This is a genomic window from Streptomyces sp. NBC_00154 (genome assembly GCF_026342835.1).
Classification (GTDB): domain Bacteria; phylum Actinomycetota; class Actinomycetes; order Streptomycetales; family Streptomycetaceae; genus Streptomyces.
Genome location: NZ_JAPEMI010000001.1, coordinates 6554142 through 6570825, shown reverse-complemented (window position 1 = coordinate 6570825; position 16684 = coordinate 6554142). Strand labels below are relative to the sequence as shown.

At 69.9% G+C, this 16684-nt stretch carries 14 protein-coding genes; 6 read left to right on the top strand and 8 right to left on the bottom strand.

Translation table 11 applies throughout. The annotated features are described in order from the left end of the window. The first annotated feature begins 131 nt into the window (after positions 1–131). Positions 132–1496 carry a dipeptidase gene (locus OHA03_RS29395; protein WP_267006748.1) on the top strand — a complete coding sequence of 455 codons (1365 nt, stop codon included), beginning with the start codon at positions 132–134 and terminating at the stop codon, positions 1494–1496. 368 nt (positions 1497–1864) lie between these two features. Here OHA03_RS29395 and OHA03_RS29390 read toward each other — a convergent pair whose 3' ends face one another. After that, a complete protein-coding gene (locus tag OHA03_RS29390; protein WP_267006747.1) occupies positions 1865–2902 on the bottom strand; it encodes an NUDIX hydrolase in 1038 nt (345 codons plus the stop codon). A 198-nt stretch (positions 2903–3100) separates the two neighbouring features. On the opposite strand from OHA03_RS29390, the gene OHA03_RS29385 reads away from it, so the two are divergent. Further along, a complete protein-coding gene (locus OHA03_RS29385; RefSeq protein ID WP_267006746.1) occupies positions 3101–3277 on the top strand; it encodes a hypothetical protein in 177 nt (58 codons plus the stop codon). A gap of 102 nt (positions 3278–3379) precedes the next feature. Here the strand turns inward: OHA03_RS29385 and OHA03_RS29380 are convergent, their stop codons facing one another. The 4 genes from OHA03_RS29380 to OHA03_RS29365 all read right to left on the bottom strand — a co-directional run bounded on the left by OHA03_RS29380 (position 3380) and on the right by OHA03_RS29365 (position 7347). Continuing rightward, positions 3380–4060, bottom strand: coding sequence for an SUMF1/EgtB/PvdO family nonheme iron enzyme (locus OHA03_RS29380; RefSeq protein WP_267006745.1), 681 nt, complete (start codon positions 4058–4060; stop codon positions 3380–3382). 143 nt (positions 4061–4203) lie between these two features. Beyond that, positions 4204–5130 (bottom strand): carbohydrate ABC transporter permease, encoded by a 927-nt coding sequence (locus OHA03_RS29375; RefSeq protein ID WP_267006744.1) that lies wholly within the window; start codon positions 5128–5130, stop codon positions 4204–4206. After that, entirely contained in the window at positions 5127–6041 is a 915-nt protein-coding gene (locus OHA03_RS29370; RefSeq protein WP_267006743.1) for a carbohydrate ABC transporter permease, read from the bottom strand. The genes OHA03_RS29375 and OHA03_RS29370 overlap by 4 nt, the downstream gene beginning before the upstream one ends. Before the next feature lie 16 nt (positions 6042–6057). Then, complete coding sequence (locus OHA03_RS29365; RefSeq protein WP_267006742.1) at positions 6058–7347, bottom strand: ABC transporter substrate-binding protein; 1290 nt, start codon at positions 7345–7347, stop codon at positions 6058–6060. A gap of 268 nt (positions 7348–7615) precedes the next feature. Here OHA03_RS29365 and OHA03_RS29360 point away from each other — a divergent pair, with 268 nt between their 5' ends. Further along, the gene (locus OHA03_RS29360) at positions 7616–9658 is read left to right on the top strand and encodes an NPCBM/NEW2 domain-containing protein (protein ID WP_267006741.1); all 2043 of its coding nucleotides are present in this window, start codon (positions 7616–7618) and stop codon (positions 9656–9658) included. A gap of 273 nt (positions 9659–9931) precedes the next feature. Here OHA03_RS29360 and OHA03_RS29355 read toward each other — a convergent pair whose 3' ends face one another. Next, positions 9932–10897 (bottom strand): ROK family protein, encoded by a 966-nt coding sequence (locus OHA03_RS29355; RefSeq protein ID WP_267006740.1) that lies wholly within the window; start codon positions 10895–10897, stop codon positions 9932–9934. Positions 10898–11078: 181 nt separating this feature from the next. Here OHA03_RS29355 and OHA03_RS29350 point away from each other — a divergent pair, with 181 nt between their 5' ends. Beyond that, complete coding sequence (locus tag OHA03_RS29350; protein WP_030975253.1) at positions 11079–12107, top strand: LacI family DNA-binding transcriptional regulator; 1029 nt, start codon at positions 11079–11081, stop codon at positions 12105–12107. A gap of 25 nt (positions 12108–12132) precedes the next feature. On the opposite strand, the gene OHA03_RS29345 is transcribed toward OHA03_RS29350, so the two are convergent. Then, positions 12133–13125: a DUF5937 family protein gene (locus OHA03_RS29345; protein ID WP_267006739.1), complete on the bottom strand. Its 993-nt coding sequence runs from the start codon at positions 13123–13125 to the stop codon at positions 12133–12135. 100 nt (positions 13126–13225) lie between these two features. Here OHA03_RS29345 and OHA03_RS29340 point away from each other — a divergent pair, with 100 nt between their 5' ends. Then, positions 13226–14416, top strand: coding sequence for an MFS transporter (locus OHA03_RS29340; RefSeq protein WP_267006738.1), 1191 nt, complete (start codon positions 13226–13228; stop codon positions 14414–14416). A gap of 20 nt (positions 14417–14436) precedes the next feature. Here the strand turns inward: OHA03_RS29340 and OHA03_RS29335 are convergent, their stop codons facing one another. Then, the gene (locus tag OHA03_RS29335) at positions 14437–15654 is read right to left on the bottom strand and encodes a M20 family metallopeptidase (RefSeq protein WP_267006737.1); all 1218 of its coding nucleotides are present in this window, start codon (positions 15652–15654) and stop codon (positions 14437–14439) included. A 143-nt stretch (positions 15655–15797) separates the two neighbouring features. Here OHA03_RS29335 and OHA03_RS29330 point away from each other — a divergent pair, with 143 nt between their 5' ends. Next, a complete protein-coding gene (locus OHA03_RS29330) occupies positions 15798–16640 on the top strand; it encodes an alpha/beta fold hydrolase (RefSeq protein WP_267006736.1) in 843 nt (280 codons plus the stop codon). Positions 16641–16684: the final 44 nt, after the last annotated feature.

Below are 16684 nucleotides of genomic sequence, written 5' to 3'. Positions count from 1 at the left end.
TACGGCGCGTTGCGGCCGTCCCCCGCTGTGGGAGGATCGACCGTGCGTTCGCCATACATGCAACGCCGCACCCACGGCGTTCCTGCAGACGGATTCGTACACATAACGTCGCACCCACGAGGAGCGTGCCCATGACCGCCCATCCGATTTCCGAGACTGTCGCCTCGCTGATGCCCCGCGCCAAGGCGGAGCTGGCCGAGCTGGTGGCCTTCCAGTCGGTGGCGGATCCCGCGCAGTTCCCGAAGAGCGAATGCGAGGCGGCCGCCGACTGGGTCGCCGACGCACTGCGCGCCGAGGACTTCCAGGACGTCGCCCTGCTCGACACCCCCGACGGCACCCAGTCGGTCTACGGCTTCCTGCCCGGTCCGGCCGGCGCCCCGACCGTGCTGCTCTACGCGCACTACGACGTGCAGCCGCCGCTCGACGAGTCCGCCTGGCTCTCCCCGCCGTTCGAGCTGACGGAGCGCGACGGCCGCTGGTTCGGCCGCGGCGCGGCGGACTGCAAGGGCGGCTTCATCATGCACCTCCTCGCCCTGCGCGCGCTCAAGGCGAACGGCGGCGTCCCGGTCTCCGTCAAGGTGATCGCCGAAGGCTCGGAGGAGCAGGGCACCGGCGGTCTGGAGCGGTACGCGGAGGCGCACCCCGATCTACTGGCCGCCGACACCATCGTCATCGGCGACACGGGCAACTTCCGGGTCGGTCTGCCGACGGTCACCGCGACGCTGCGCGGGATGACGATGCTCCGGGTCACGCTCGACACCCTCGAAGGCAACCTGCACTCCGGACAGTTCGGCGGCGCCGCGCCCGACGCGCTGGCCGCGATGATCCAGCTGCTGGCGTCGCTGCGCTCCGAGGACGGCACCACGACCGTCGACGGGCTCGCCACGGACGCCGACTGGCAGGGACTGCAGTACCCGGAGGCCGAGTTCCGCGCGGACGCGAAGGTGCTCGACGGTGTGCAGCTGATCGGCACGGGTACGGTCGCCGACCGCATCTGGGCCCGGCCGGCCGTCACCGTCATCGGCATCGACTGCCCGCCCGTGGTCGGCGCGACGCCGTCGCTGCAGGCGACGGCGCGGGCGCAGATCAGCCTGCGGGTGCCGCCGGGCCAGGACGCCGCCGAGGCGACGCAGCTGCTGACCGCCCATCTGAAGGCGCATGCCCCGTGGGGTGCACGGGTGGCCGTCGAGCAGGTGGGCCAGGGCCAGGCGTTCCGCGCGGACATCTCCAGCCCGGCGTACACCTCGATGGCGCAGGCCATGGAGACCGCCTACCCCGGCGAGAAGATGCAGTCGTCCGGCATGGGCGGCTCGATCCCGCTCTGCAACACTCTCGCGACGCTCTACCCGGAGGCGGAAATCCTGCTGATCGGCCTGAGCGAGCCGGAGGCGCAGATCCACGCGGTGAACGAGAGCGTGTCGCCCGAGGAGCTGGAGCGACTGTCGGTCGCCGAGGCGCTGTTCCTGCAGAACTACGCGGAGTCCAGGCGGGCCTGATCCCTCCTTGCCCGCTCCGGTGTCGACTGGGCAGCCCCTGTACGAGCATGCGGTGACCGTCCCCGCAGCCCCGCCGGACATGGCTCGACCGCGAGGTGGCCGAGGGCGACGCGCTCGCCCTCGGCGGCGGGGCCCGCGTGGCCCACTCCCCCGGCTCCCTCGCGGCTCCCTCGCAGTCCGTCTCCGCACACGGTGTGCTGTTCACGGGCGGCTGTGCGGCCGGGGGTGGGCCGGGCAATGCCGGGTGTGTTCAACACCGACCGGAACGAGGCCTTGGCCTCGTTCCGGCGGCCGGGGCGGCACCGTCGACCGTCTGCTTCGGGCACGGCGATCCGCTCACCGTCGACGCGGCGTCGGTGCTGCGGGCGTCAGCCGACCGGGACTCCGGCTTCCAGGTTGAGCACGGTCGACCGCTCGCGGGCCCGCAGGGCCCAGCGGAGCCGTTCGTACCGGATGGGCGGCAGCATCGTCGCCGCCTCCGCCTCGGTGACGAACCGCCAGCCGCGCAGTTCGGAGCCGGGCAGCCGCAGCCGGTCCGCTTCCTCGCGGCGCAGCAGGCCGCCGTCGAAGAGCAGCCGCAGTCCTCCGTACCCGGGCGGTTTCGGCGGCTCCCAGTCGACGACCAGCAGTTTCGGTATCCGGTCCAGCCGTATCCCTATCTCCTCGGCCACTTCCCGTATCCCGGCCTGGGCCGGTGCCTCGCCCGGCTCCACCACTCCGCCGGGGAATTCCCAGCCGGGCTTGTACGTGGGGTCGACGAGCAGGACCCGGTCGTGTTCGTCGAAGAGCAGCACCCCGGCGGCGAGGGTCTCGGCGGTCGGCTCGGGCGTCTGCACTATCTCGCACGCGCCGTCCGCACCGGTGCGGACGGCCTCGGCGATGCGCTCGGCCGTTTCCTGCGGGGTCAGTGTGCTGGTGTCGATGGTGTGGGCGTCCGCGGTGATCCAGCCGAGGGCCGCCCGGTAGGGCTCGATGTGCTCGTAGGCCCACTGACGTACGCGTTCGCTCGCTTCCGGATCGTCCGGTACTTCCTCACGACCGGCGATCCGCTGCCGCAGGATCGTTTCCTCAGGTGAGAGCAGCACATGACGCACCGGAATGCGCCTGGAGGCGAGCCCTCCGAATATCTCGTCGCGGTACTCCTGGCGCAGCAGCGTCATCGGCACCACGAGCACCCCGGGCAGTTCAGCGAGCAGAGCCGCTGCGGTGTCCACCACCATCCGCCGCCAGATCGGCAGATCCTGGTAGTCGGTCACCTCGGCCAGTCTCTTCTGGGGCAGCAGGTACCGCAGCGCCCCGCCGATCAGTTCGGGGTCGTAGAAGGTGCTGTTCGGGATCAGATCGATCAGTTCGCGCGCGGCGCTCGTCTTGCCCGCGCTGAACGCACCGTTGACCCAGACGATCACGGTTCCCCCTCTTCCGTAGCCCCCTGTGGCTTGCCCGCAACACCCTGCCGCGAAAACCCGACCGTGGCGATCCTGTTGCACGAACGGGGCCACCGGAAGCCGTCGACGGGCGTCCCACTGTACGAGTCCGGACGTCCGCCCGGCCGTAACGACGGCGGCGGGAGGTCGTTGGAGCCGTCGAGGGCAAGGGGGTACACCGTGCGGCGCACAGTACTGGAGCGGTTCCCGGCGGGCGGTCCGCGGGGCAGCTGGCCTGCGGAGGAGTTCGCGGCAGCACGCCGTGGCGAGGGCATGGCGGCCGAGGTCGTGATGGACCTGGAGGAGGACGCGTTCCTGGTGGTCGTACCGCAGCAGTCGGCGGACCGGGGGCATTGATCCGGCTCGTGGGAGTTGCCGAGTCAGCGGGCTCGGTCGGATGCCGCGGGGAACGCCCGGCGGTCGGTGCGCAGCGGGCAACCGCAGTCCACGTCGCAGCTCTCAAAGTTCGGAGAAGACGGAACGCGCGACGCGGAATCCCACGTCGTCGACCTGGAAGGTCGGGTGGCTTCGGCGCCGCACCGAGGCCCGGCAGCTCCAGTGCTCGTCGAACCACCCACCGCCGCGCAACACCCGATAGGTGCCGTAGACCTCGGCATCGTAGATGTCCCAGCACCACTCCCAGACGTTGCCCAGCATGTCGTACAGGCCCCACGCGTTGGGCTGCTTGCCGCCCACGTCGTGAATCCGCTCGCAGGAGTTGCCGCGATACCAAGCGATCTCGTCGAGCCGCCCGTACCGCGCGTCGGCCGTCCCGGCACGACACGCGTGCTCCCACTCGGCTTCGGTCGGCAGCCGGTATCCGTCAGCAGATGTGTCCCACTCGATGCCCTCGGCGTCGGCATCGAGGCGATAGACGGGCGTCAGCCCCTCGCGTCGGGACAGGGCGTTGCAGAACCGGACCGCGTCCCACCACGAAACGCCCTCGACGGGCCACCGGTCGCCGTGCCCACTGCTCGGCCGTCGGCCGGTGAGCTGTGCAAACTGCGCCTGAGTGGTCGGGAAAGCAGCCAGCCGATAGGGCGCAAGATCGGCCGACCAGCTCCGCTGCGTTCGCCGGTCCGACAACGTCACGCGCCCCGGCGGGACGGCAATCATCTCGTTCTCCGCGTTCACGTCCATGGACAGGCGATCATAGTGGGCCATGGCCCAACAGCAGTGCTGGCAGTCACTTGTGACATTACGTCAGAAAATGACAGGACCTCACGTGCGGTCGGCCGAGGTCGAGTACATCACCGTCCCCCTGCACCTCGCGCCTGGGAGCTCTACCCCTTGCTCGACCCCAGCGTCAGCCCCGCGATGAAGTGGCGCTGGAGCAGCAGGAAGACCACGAGCGTGGGCAGGGCGACGATCACCGAGCCCGCGGCCAGGAGGTTGTAGTCCGTGAAGAACTGCCCGCGAAGGTTGTTGAGGGCCGAGGTGATGGGGAGCTTGTCGCCGTCGGAGACGAAGACAAGTGCCCAGAGGAAGTCGTTGTACATCCAGGTGAACTGAAGTGTGCCGAGCGCGGCGAGAGCCGGGCGGCACAGCGGCAGGGTGATCCGCCAGTACTGCGTCCAGACGCCCGCGCCGTCGACGATGGCGGCCTCCAGGATCTCCTGCGGCAGTGTGCGCATGAAGTTGGCGAGGACGAAGACGCAGAAGCCGATCTGGAAGCCGATCTGCACGACGACGACGGCCCAGTAGGAGTCGTACATCGTCATCGAGTCGGACATCCAGTACGGCAGCGGGATGCGGTTGAACACCACGTACAGCGGTGTCACGATCACCTGCTGCGGCAGCAGGTTCCCGGCCGTGAAGAGCATCAGCAGGACGATCCCGCCGCGCATTTTCAGCCGGGCCAGCGCGAAGGCCACGAACGAGGCGAGGAAGAGGGTGACGAGTACCCCGGGGACGGCGATGATCATCGTGTTGACGAAGTACTTCGTCATCCCCGAGTCGGTGAACGCCTGCCGGTAGTAGTCGAACGAGAGGTGCTTCGGCAGCGAGAAGTAGCCGTACTCGGAGGTTTCGTCGTACGGCCGCAGCGAGGCGTACACCGCGAGCAGCAGCGGGGCGAGGAACGCGAGCGAGACCGCCATCAGGAAGGCGTGCACCCCGAGCCGGCCGGGGCGGATTCTGCGGCGCCCGACCGCAGGTGCCGAAGGCGCGGGCTGCGCGGCGGGGCGGGCGGATGCGGTGTCGACGGTCATCGGTTCTTCTCCCCTCGGAGCTCCTGGACCAGGTACGTCACGACGAATCCGAGGGAGACGGTCAGCAGCACGACGGCGATGGCGGAGCCGAAGCCGACCCGGCTGGCCTCGCCGATGATGTTGTCGGTGACGAGCACCGAGAGCAGTTCGAGTCCATTGCGGCCGTGGTTGACGGCGTACACGATGTCGAAGGCGCGCAGGGACTCGATGACGGTGATGACGCCGACGATGACGTTGACCGGCCGCAGTGTCGGAAAGACGACGCGGAAGAAGGTCTGGGCCTCGTTCGCCCCGTCGATGGCGGCAGCTTCCTTCAGAGAGGGGTCGACGGCCTTGAGCCCGGCGAGGTAGAGGATCATCACATAGCCGGTGTGCCGCCAGGCCGCGGCGAGCAGGACCATCCAGATGTTGAGGTCCGGGTCGCCGAGCCAGTCGGTCGGCGACTCGGTGTCCCCGATGATCGCGTTGAGGGCTCCCTGGTCGCGGGAGAAGACGAGCTGCGCGATGAAGCCGACCACGGCGAGCGACAGCACGACCGGCATGTACAGCGTCGACTGGTAGAAGCGGCTGAACCGCACGCCCCGGTCGATGAGGACGGCGAGGAGCAGTCCGAACGGCGCGGCGACGAGGCCGAGGAAGGCCAGCCAGAGCAGATTGTGCCGGGCGGCGGGCCAGAACTGCGGGTAGTTGGTGAAGAGGTTCGCGTAATTCTGCGTACCGACCCACTTGATGTCGCCGATGCCGTCCCAGCTGGTGAAGGAGAGCACGACGGAGGCGAGGGTCGGGCCCCACACGACGGCGATGTCGAGCAGGACCGGTATACCGAGCAGCAGACCGATGACGACGAGGTCGCGGCCGGAGAATCGCCGCGGGCCCCGTCGTTCGGTGCGCCGCCCCGAGAGGAACGACACGGTCGGTACTCCAGGTTCAGTCGGAGGCGAAGATGGTCTTCTTCTGCCGCTCGATGTCGTTTACCAGACCGTCCACATCGTTCGGGTTGCTGATGAACTTCTGGATGGCCGGGATCATGACGGTCGAGGCGAAGTCCGGCCGGGTGTCGCGGTCCAGGAACTGCGAGATCTGCTTCGCTCCGGAGACGAGCTCCACGGCCTTCTTCTGCAGCGCCGAGTACTGGGAGATGTCCGCCTGGTCGTTGACCGCGATGTTGTTGGGGTCACTCTTGAGGTAGATGTCCTCGGCCTTCCCGGTGGCCAGCCACTTCAGGAGGTCCTTGGCGCTCTCCACGCTCTTCTTGTTCTTGAGGTTCTTGGACTTCTTCGCCAGCAGGAAGCCGTCGATGGGGGCCTCGACCGCGTCCTGACCGTGCTCCGGGTTGATGACCGGGAACGGGAAGAAGTCGATGTCCTCCTGCTCGCCCTTCGGGAACTGGGCACCGGGGTGCGGCAGTCCGAAGACCGCCATGCCGGCTTCCTTCTTCTGCAGGCTGGTCGCGGCCTCCTGCCAGGTGCGGCCGTTGGCACCCTGCTGGCAGTACGGGAGAAGACGGCGCCAGGTGTCGAATACTTCCTTGACCCGCTTGTCCGTCCAGGCTGCCTCGCCGGCCATCAGGCTCTTGTGGAACTCGTAGCCGTTGGTCCGCATGTTGATGTAGTCGAAGGTGCCCATCGCGGGCCAGCCGTCCTTGTCGCAGAACGCGATGGGATCGAGCTTGTCCTTCTTCATCTGCTTGGCGAGCGCCACGTACTCGTCGAGCGTCTTGGGCGCCTGGTAGCCGCGGTCGGCGAAGAGGCTCTTACGGTGGAAGACGGCCCACGGGTAGTAGTAGTACGGCGTGAGGTACTGCTTCCCGTCCTCACCGGTGGACTGGGCCTTCAGCGCGTCCGAGAAGCCCTCGTAGTGCTCCCAGTTGTCACTGATGTCGTACAGCAGGCCCTTCTTGGCGAAGAACTGCATCCGGTAGCCGGCGAACCACATGAAGACGTCGTCCGGATTGCCCTGCAGGTACTTGTTGATGTTCTCCTGGAAGGTGTTGTGGTCAACGGTGTTCACCGCGATCTTGCGGCCACCGGACTGCGCCTCGTACGCCTTGAACGCCTCGGCGAACGCCTTCTTCGGAATGGGGTCGGACGAATTCGACCCCATGTGGATCGTCTTGCCGTCACCACCGGGGCCACTGCCGCATGCGGTGAGCAGCGAGGGCAGCGCGATCGCGCCCGCACCAACTGCTGCACCACGCAACAGATTTCGTCGGGACATCCGATGTCCTGCCACACTGCCCGGCACGCCTGAACTGTCGTACGAAGAGTGCGCCATGACCCCCTCCTCCGGGATGCCAACCCAACACAACCGAACGTGCGATTGGATCTCACCCCCAAGTCAGGGTGCCGTCAAGGGTTTTGACGAGATACCGAACAACCGTTACCGCTCCCCTTCCAACAGACTTCAACACGCCCTAACGTAATCGCGCGTCACCGGCGTGCACATGACGCCATCCGATCCGGCACGAGTATGGAGGAACGTAACGATGCGTCATCTTCCAACCCGTACAACCCGCACAAGCCACAGAAGAGTCATCGGAGCGCTGACGGCCGGGCTGCTCTGTGCGGCAGGGGCAACCGCTCCCGCCGTGGCCGACTCACCGGCTCCGGCCGCTGCGACGGCAGCCGCCCCGCTGTCCGGCAACGGTCTCGCGCTCACCCCGCCGATGGGGTTCAACAACTGGAACTCGACCCACTGCCGGGCCGAGTTCAACGAGTCGATGGTCAAGGGCATCGCCGACATCTTCGTCGAGAAGGGCCTCAAGGACGCCGGCTACCAGTACGTCAACCTCGACGACTGCTGGGCGAAGCCGCAGCGCGATGCGGACGGCAAGCTGGAGGCCGACCCGGCGCGCTTCCCGAACGGCATCAAGGCCGTCGCGGACTACGTCCACTCCAAGGGGCTCAAGCTCGGCATCTACACCAGCGCCGGCACGAAGACGTGCGACAGCGTCGGCCTGCCGGGTGCGCTGGGCCATGAGTACAGCGATGCGCAGCAGTTCGCGGACTGGGGCGTCGACTATCTCAAGTACGACAACTGCAACAACCAGGGCGTCGATGCGAAGCTGCGCTACACGACCATGCGTGACGCGCTGGAGGCCACCGGCCGTCCCATCGTCTACAGCATCTGCGAGTGGGGCGAGAACAAGCCCTGGGAGTGGGCCGCCGACGTCGGCAATCTCTGGCGCACGACGGGCGACATCAGCGACAGCTGGGGCAGCATGCTGTCGATCATGAAGCAGAACCTGCCGCTCGCCTCCGCCGCGGGCCCGGGGCACTGGAACGACCCCGACATGCTCGAAGTCGGCAACGGCGGAATGACGGACACCGAGTACCGCACCCACTTCTCCATGTGGTCCGTGATGGCGGCGCCGCTGCTGATCGGCTCCGATCTGCGCAAGGCGACGCCGGAGACCTTCGAGATCCTCTCCAACCGAGAGGTCATCGCCGTCGATCAGGACCCACTGGGCAAGCAGGGCACCGTGCTCTCCTCCACCGACGGACGGTGGGTCGTCGCCAAGGAGATGAAGGACGGCAGCCGGGTCGTGGCGCTCTTCAACGAGTCCGGGAGCGCTCAGCGCATCTCGACGACCGCCGAGGCGGCGGGGCTCCCGCAGGCCGCCGCGTACACGATGCGCGACCTGTGGGACCACGCGACGTACAACACGGCAGGCACAATCTCGGCTACCGTCCCGGCACACGGCACGGTCCTGCTGCGCGTCGCCGCCGACCGCAAGTGGGCCGCGCACCCGCCCGCCGTGGAACTCGGCCTGAACGGCAGCCCGTTGGTGGAGGCGGGTCGCACCACGCTGCTGACGACGACCGTCACCGATCTGGGCCGTACGCCTGCCAAGAAGGTCTCCGCGGCGCTCACCGGCCCGTCGGGCTGGCAGATCAAGCCGCTGTCGCCGACCGGATCCGCGACCGTGCCGACCGGCAAGGCACTGACCACGCGCTGGCAGGTGACGCCACCCGCGGGCGCCGCCACCAGCACGTACGATCTGACGCTCTCCGCCCACTACCGCTCACCGGCCGGGACGCGTGTCCGGTCCTCGGTCCCGTTCCAGGCTCATGTGGTGGTGGCGCCACCGGCGGGCAGCAGCTATCTCAGCGATCTGCCGCAGCTCTCCGCGTCCAGCGGCTGGGGGCCGGTCGAGAAGGACACCAGCAACGGTGAGAGCAATGCGGGCGACGGCAATCCGCTGACCATCGGCGGCACGGTCTTCGCCAAGGGGCTCGGGGTGCACGCGCAGAGCGCCGTCGAGTTCTACGCGGGCGGCGCGTGCAGCGCCGTGACCGCGCAGGTCGGCGTCGACGACGAGAAGGGCGCCAAGGGCACCGTGGCGTTCGAGATCTGGGCGGACGGCACGAAGGTGGCGTCGACCGGGGTGCTGACCAATGCGATGGCCGCGCAGCCGATCACTGCGGATGTGAGCGGTGCGCAGGTGGTACGTCTGGTGGTCACCGACGGCGGGGACGGGGTCGACTCCGACCACGCGGACTGGGCGGACCTGCGGATGGGGTGCTGAGTCGGATCGGCAGCTGAGCCCGGACCGGTGCCGGGCCCGGCCCCGTCCGGACCTGGTGCCGAGTCCGGCGCGGGTGCCAGGTCGGGTACGGGGGCCTCGTCCGGTACGGGTGCCGGGCTCGGTACGGGGGCCGGGCGGGCCAGGCGTACGGACATGGTGCCGCCTCCGGACCGGTTCCGGACATGGGCGCGACCACCGGGCGGGCTCGGCTGCCGGACCCCATCGATCACCGCGCGATTCGGAAGCCGGACCTGCCCGACAGCCGGCCTGCGTTCAGCCGCTGAGCGCCGCCGTGGCTGCCGTCCCGCCGGGCCTGACCGACGTTGCGGCGGCCGCTGCGCCCACCAGGCCGGCGTCCGTGCCCATCACCGCAGGGGCCACCGTGAGCTGCTGCACGAAGGAGAGCGTGGCGTAGCTGCGCAGGGCGCGGCGCAGCGGGGCGAAGAGGACGTCGCCCGCGCCCGCCACTCCCCCGCCGATCACGGCGATGTCGATTTCGACGAGCGTGGCGGTGGCGGCGATTCCGGCGGCCAGCGCCTGGGCGGCGCGCTCGAACGACGCGATGGCGACCGGATGTCCGGCCCGGGCGGCGGCGGCCACGGCGGCGGCCGTGGCGTCGCCGTCCGGGCCGGGCTGCCAGCCACCCTGCAGGGCGCGTCGCGCGATGTTCGGTCCACTGGCGATCCGCTCGACGCAGCCGCGCGAACCGCACGGGCAAAGGTCGCCGTCCAGATCCACACTGATGTGACCGATGTGACCGGCATTGCCGGTGGGGCCCGGGTGAAGCTTGCCGCCGAGGACCAGCCCGCCGCCCACCCCGGTCGACACGACCAGGCACAGCGCGTTGTCATAACCGCGGGCCGCACCCAGCCAGTGCTCGGCAGCGGTCATCGCGACCCCGTCGCCGACCAGCTCGACGGGCAGCCCGCCGGCGGCCTTCCGTACCCGCTCCACCAGCGGGAAGTCGCGCCAGCCGGGAACGTTGACGGGGCTGACCGTACCCGCCGACGCATCCACCGGGCCCGCGCTGCCGATACCCACGGCGGTCGCCCGCCCCCACAGCGGCGAGGCGGTCAGCTCGGCCAGCACATCCGTCACCGCACCCATCACCGTCTCGCCGCTCTCCCGGGCGGGCGTCGGCCGCTGCGCCCGTACGAGAAGCGCACCGGTGCCGTCCACCAGAGCGCCGGCGATCTTGGTGCCGCCGATGTCGAGCGTGGCGACGAGGTCGGTATGCATCGGTGTGGGCTCCGGATGTGAGGGGGTGGACCTGCATCTTCAGTAAATAGTCTGCATAGTCTCCAGTCAGCTGACAACGTTGTCCAGGGCCTATGCTCGACGCCACAGCCTCCAGCCCGCTCCGCAGGACCGACTGCAGGCCCGCCGGACAGCCCCGCACCCGACGACAGGACAGCGCACCGTGGCAGAGACCGCCCGTCATCACGAGCCCCGTTACGGCAACCGGCCGACCATGAAGGATGTCGCCGCCCGCGCCGGAGTGGGCCTCAAGACGGTCTCCCGCGTGGTCAACAGCGAGCCCGGAGTGACACCCGACACAGAGCGCCGGGTGCAGGAAGCGATCGAGGCGCTCGGTTTCCGCCGGAACGACAGCGCGCGAGTACTCCGCAAGGGCCGCACCGCCTCCATCGGCCTGGTCCTCGAGGATCTCGCCGACCCCTTCTACGGGCCGCTGAGCCGCGCCGTGGAAGAAGTGGCCCGCGCCCACGGCGCCCTGCTCATCAACGGGTCGAGCGCGGAGGACCCGGAGCGCGAGCAGGAGCTCGTGCTCGCGCTGTGCGCCCGCCGGGTGGACGGACTGATCGTGATTCCGGCCGGTGACGACCACCGCTATCTGGAACCGGAGATAAAGGCGGGCATCGCGACCGTCTTCGTGGACCGCCCGGCCGGCCGGATCGACGCCGACATCGTCCTTTCCGACAGCTTCGGCGGCGCCCGCGAGGGTGTCGCCCATCTGATCGCGCACGGCCACCGCAGGATCGGATTCATCGGTGACCAGCCCCGTATCCACACCGCCACCGAGCGGTTGCGCGGTTATCACGCCGCGATGGTGGACGCCGGGATCACGGTCCAGGACTCCTGGGTCTCCCTCGGCTCCACCGACCCCGCGCGGGTCCGGGCGGCGGCCGAGGCGATGCTCTCCGGCCCCGAACCCGTCACCGCCCTGTTCGCCGGCAACAACCGTGTGACGGTCACGGCGGTACGTGTGCTGGCGGACCGGGAGCGCCCGGTCGCCCTGGTCGGTTTCGACGACATCGAACTCGCCGACCTGCTGGGCATCACGGTCATCTCCCAGGACGCCGCGGCCGTCGGCCGGACGGCGGCCGAGCACCTCTTCCGCCGGCTGGACGGCGCGGACGACGCCCCGGCGCGGGTGGAGCTGCCGACGTCACTCATCGCCCGCGGCTCCGGCGAACTGCCGCCTGCCTGAGCCGGGGCGTCGGCAGCGGGCTCGATCAGCCTCCGGCGGGCGTCAGCAGCGCGTCAGCGACCGACGTACGTGCGTAGAGGACCGAGCGTCCGGCCCGGTGGGCGGTGACCAGGCCCGCATTCCGCAGGGCCGTGAGGTGCTGGGAGACCCCGGCCGCGGACAGCCCCGAGCGCTGGGCGAGCACAGTGGTGGAGGCCGGGGTGTCGAGCTCGGTGAGGAGCAGGGTGCGGGAGCGGCCCAGGACGGCGGCGACCGCCTCACCGGCGACAGGGGTCCGCGGCTCCCAGAGGGTGCCGATACCCCGTGCCGGATAGGCGAGTTGTGGCGGGTCCGGTGCCACTGAGCGCGTCAGCACCCGCGGCCAGGCGAATACGGAGGGCACCAGCAGCAGCCCCGCGCCCGTGTCGGCGCGGGTCAGGGCGCAGTGTCGGCGGACCAGGCGCAGGCTGTTCTCGTCCCAACGTACCGACTCGTGCAGCTCGTTCAGGACCTGTGCGGCACCGAGCTCGGCCACCTGCCGCGCCCGGCGGAAGACATCGGCTTCGAGCAGGCGGCGGATCCGGGCCCAGTAGGGTGCGAGCGCCAGCTCCCAGTAGATCTCGATCTCCGCGGCGACCTTCTCCAGCGCCGTTTCCGGTGCCTCGCCCAGCAGCCTGAGCCGCGCGGACTGGCCGAGATCCCGCTCGACGCCGAGTCTGCCGAGATCGGTCCGTACCCGCTCGGGAGAGGTCTGCCGGATCGCCTCCAGCTCACCGGCGAGTTCGGGGAACGGGGCGGGGGGAGTCGGATTGAGGAAATCCGCGAGGTAGCCGCCCGCGGGGATCAGCTCAGCGAGCCACCCGCGGTCGAGCCCCGCCTCCACCAGCCGGGGCCGCACCTGTGCGGCCCACCGCCGGTGCAGCGGCGGCTCGGCCTCGGCCCGCAGCAGCCGGAAGCTGGTGACGACCTCCCACATCGGGGAGATGGCGAAGCGGGTCTGCGCCAAGTCCGCGGTGGAGAAACTGAGTTCCGACTCCATGTGCCCCCACCTGTCCGGAGTTCCCGAGCCGACCGCTCATTGGATTCGGTCTCAGCTTAATCAATGGTCCGGCACAGCGATCGGGCTGCACGCTCCTCGCATGTTCTCCACCTTTCGCGGCCTGCCGCCCACGGTCTGGACCCTCTTCGCCGGCACGATCATCAACCGGCTCGGCTATCTGGTCACGCCCTTCCTGGTGTTCTTCCTCGCAGCACGCGGCATCACCGGTACGCAGACCTCGTACGTCCTCGGCGCCCTGGGCGCGGGCAACCTGCTCGGACCGGCGATCGGCGGGCTGCTCGCCGATCGGATCGGCCGCCGGTCGACGATGCTCATCGGTCTCCTCGGCGCATCCGCGGCGCAGGGGGCGCTCTTCGTGGCACCGGGTGTGCTGACGATGGCCTGCGCCGCACTGCTGCTCAGTGCGACCGGAGCGATGATCAGCCCTGCCGTGTACGCGCTGATGGCCGACTCCGTGGACGCGGAGCGCCGACGGCGCGCGTACGCCCTGTTCGGCTGGGGCATCAACATCGGCACGGCGGCGGCAGGCGTCCTCGGTGGCTTCCTCGCCGCGCACGGCTACTGGCTGCTCTTCGCGGTCGACGCCGGGACGATGCTGGCGTACACGGTCGTCGTCGCCACCCGGGTGACCGAGACCCGGGCGGCGAAGGACCGGACCGGGGCGCGCGACGGCGTCGGATACAGCGTCGTCCTCCGGGACCGGCTGATGCTCGCGCTGCTCCCGCTGTTCGGGGTCCAGCTCTTCGTCTACTCGCTGACCGAGGTCGCGCTGCCACTGGCCATCCATGACAGTGCGCTCTCCCCCGCGGTCTACGGGGCGATGGCGGCGGTCAACGCGGTGCTGGTGGTGGTCCTGCAGCCGTTCGCGACAGCCCGGCTCGCCCGGTTCCCGCAGATTCCGGTCCACGCGGCGGGCAGCGTACTGATCGCCGGGGGTGTGGCGCTCACGGGTGTCGCGGACAGCGTCGTGGGCTACACGCTGTCGGTGGTCGTCTGGTCGGTCGGCGAGGCGTGCGTGTCCGGGATCGCCTCCGCGATCGTCGCCAACCTCGCCCCGGCGCACGCACGCGGCCGCTACCAGGGAGCGTTCCAGTGGGCCTGGGGGGTCTCCCGGTTCGCCGCCCTCACCGTGGGCGTCGCCCTCTATACAGGTACCGGCCCGGCCGTCCTCTGGTGGACGGCGCTGCTCGGTGGTGTCCTCTGCTCGCTCGCGCCCCTCGCCCTCGCCGGCCGGATCACACGCCGGATGGAGCACGAACTGGCGGCCTGAGAGGCCGGTGAGCCTGGTCCTCAGCCCCTGCTGAGCCGTCCGAGCGCCAGCTCCGCCAGGAGCGCCGCCGCGTCACCCAGCACGGAGTCGTCGAAGACGGCTTCCGGGGAGTGGTTGTAGGGGGCTGTGGCGGGGTCGAGATCGGCGGGGCAGGCGCCGAGCATCAGGTAGGCGGAAGGGATGTGCTGACCGATGAAGGCGAAGTCCTCGGCCCCGGCGATCGGGTTCGGCAGCTCGAAGTAGCGGTCGGCTCCGAACAGTCGGCCCACCGTGTCGGCCGCGTACGCCGCCTCGGCGGGGTCGTTGACGGTGACCGGGTAGCCCTCGTCGACGACTGCTTCCACGATCATCCCGTGCGACTCCCCGATGCCGCGTACGACCCGTGGCGCCTCCTCGTGTACACGGGCCCGCGCCTCCGCGGAGAAGGACCGGATACTCGCGGAGAACACGGCCTCGTCGGGAATGACGTTGTGGGTGGTGCCCGCGTGGAAGCTGCCGACGGTCACGACAACCGGGTCGAAGGCGTCGAAGCGGCGGGTCACCATGGTCTGCAGAGCTGTTACGGCTTCGCAGGCGGCCGGGATCGGGTCCAGGGCGCTGTGCGGACTGGACCCGTGCCCACCGCGCCCGCGCACCGTCACGTCGAGGACATCGGCGGCGGCCAGGATCGGTCCGGGGCGGGTGCTGACGAAACCGTGCGGCAGCAGCGCGGACGCGACATGGAGGGCGTATGCGGCCACCGGCCTGGTGCCCGCAGCTTCGAGCACACCTTCGTCGATCATGACCCGGGCCCCGGCGTCGCCTTCCTCGCCGGGCTGGAACATGAACACCACGGTTCCGGCCAGTGCATCGCGCCGCTCGCAGAGCAGCCGTACCGCGCCGACCAGTCCGGCGGTGTGCAGGTCGTGGCCGCGGGCGTGCATCACGCCGGGGATCTCGGATGCGTACGGCAGCCCGCTGGTCTCCTGCACCGGCAGCGCGTCCATGTCGCCGCGGAGCAGCACCACCGGACCGGGCAGCGCGCCACGCAGCACGGCCGTGACCGAGGCGAGCTGTTTGCCCAGGGTGATCTCCAGGGGCAGCCCGTCCAGCGCTGCCAGTACCTTCGCCTGGGTCAGCGGCAGTTCCAGGCCGATTTCGGGCTCCCGGTGCAGTGCGCGGCGCAGCGCGACCAGTTCGGGCAGGAGCGCGGCGGCGGATCCACGGAGGTCGGCGGAGCGGCTGGCTGCATCGGTCATGGCGTCTCCTCGCGAGTCGGTCCCCCTATCCTCACCGTTTTCCGCTCCCGTGCCACCCGGTCCTCACGAGGGCGACCGGCACGGCTGAGGAGCTCTGCGTAAACCGCTTGTCGTCACTGTCGTACGGTCACCAGGATTGCGCCATGCCTGCTTTCACCGCTCCCGACGGAACCGAACTCGCCTATCACCTCGTGGGTGAGGGCGAGCCACTGCTCGTTCTGCCCGGTGGTCCCATGCGCGCCTCCGCCTACCTCGGCGATCTGGGTGGGCTGTCGAGCCGGCGCCAACTGGTCATGCTCGACCTGCGGGGCACCGGCGGCTCAGGCATCCCCGCCGACCCGGCCACCTACCGCGTCGACCGTCAGGTGGCCGATGTGGAGGCCCTCCGCGAACACCTCGGTCTGGACCGCGTGGACGTGCTGGCGCACTCCGCGGGCGGCGATCTCGCGATCCTCCACGCGGCCCGGCATCCCCGGCGCATCCGGACCCTGACACTGATCACCGCCCGTGCGCGTGCCCTCGGTGTCGACTTCACCGAGGAGCATCGTCGCGAAGCCGCCGCCCTGCGCACGGCCGAGCCGTGGTTCACGACCGCGCGGGACGCGTACGAGGCCGTCTGGGCAGGCTCCGCCACCGACGCCGACTGGGATGCCATCGCCCCGTTCTTCTACGGGCGTTGGGACACGGCCGCCCAGGCCCACGCCGCAGCCGACGTCGAGCAGAGCAACTACGAGGCCGCGGACGTCTACGCGTCCGACGGCGCCTTCGACCCTGCCGCGGCCCGCGACGCCATCACCGCGCTGGATGCCCGGGTCCTGATCCTTGCGGGCGAGCTGGACGGTGGTCCGCTTCCTCGCGACGCGGCCACCGTCGCAGGGTTGTTCCCCAAGGCCGAACTCGCCGTCCAGCTGGGCGCCGGCCACTTCCCGTGGCTCGACGATCCCTTCCGCTTCAGCGGGACCGTCGAGACCTTCCTGCGGGGCTGACGGCACGGGTCGAAGCCCGTGCCTTCCTGAGGGGGCGACGGTAC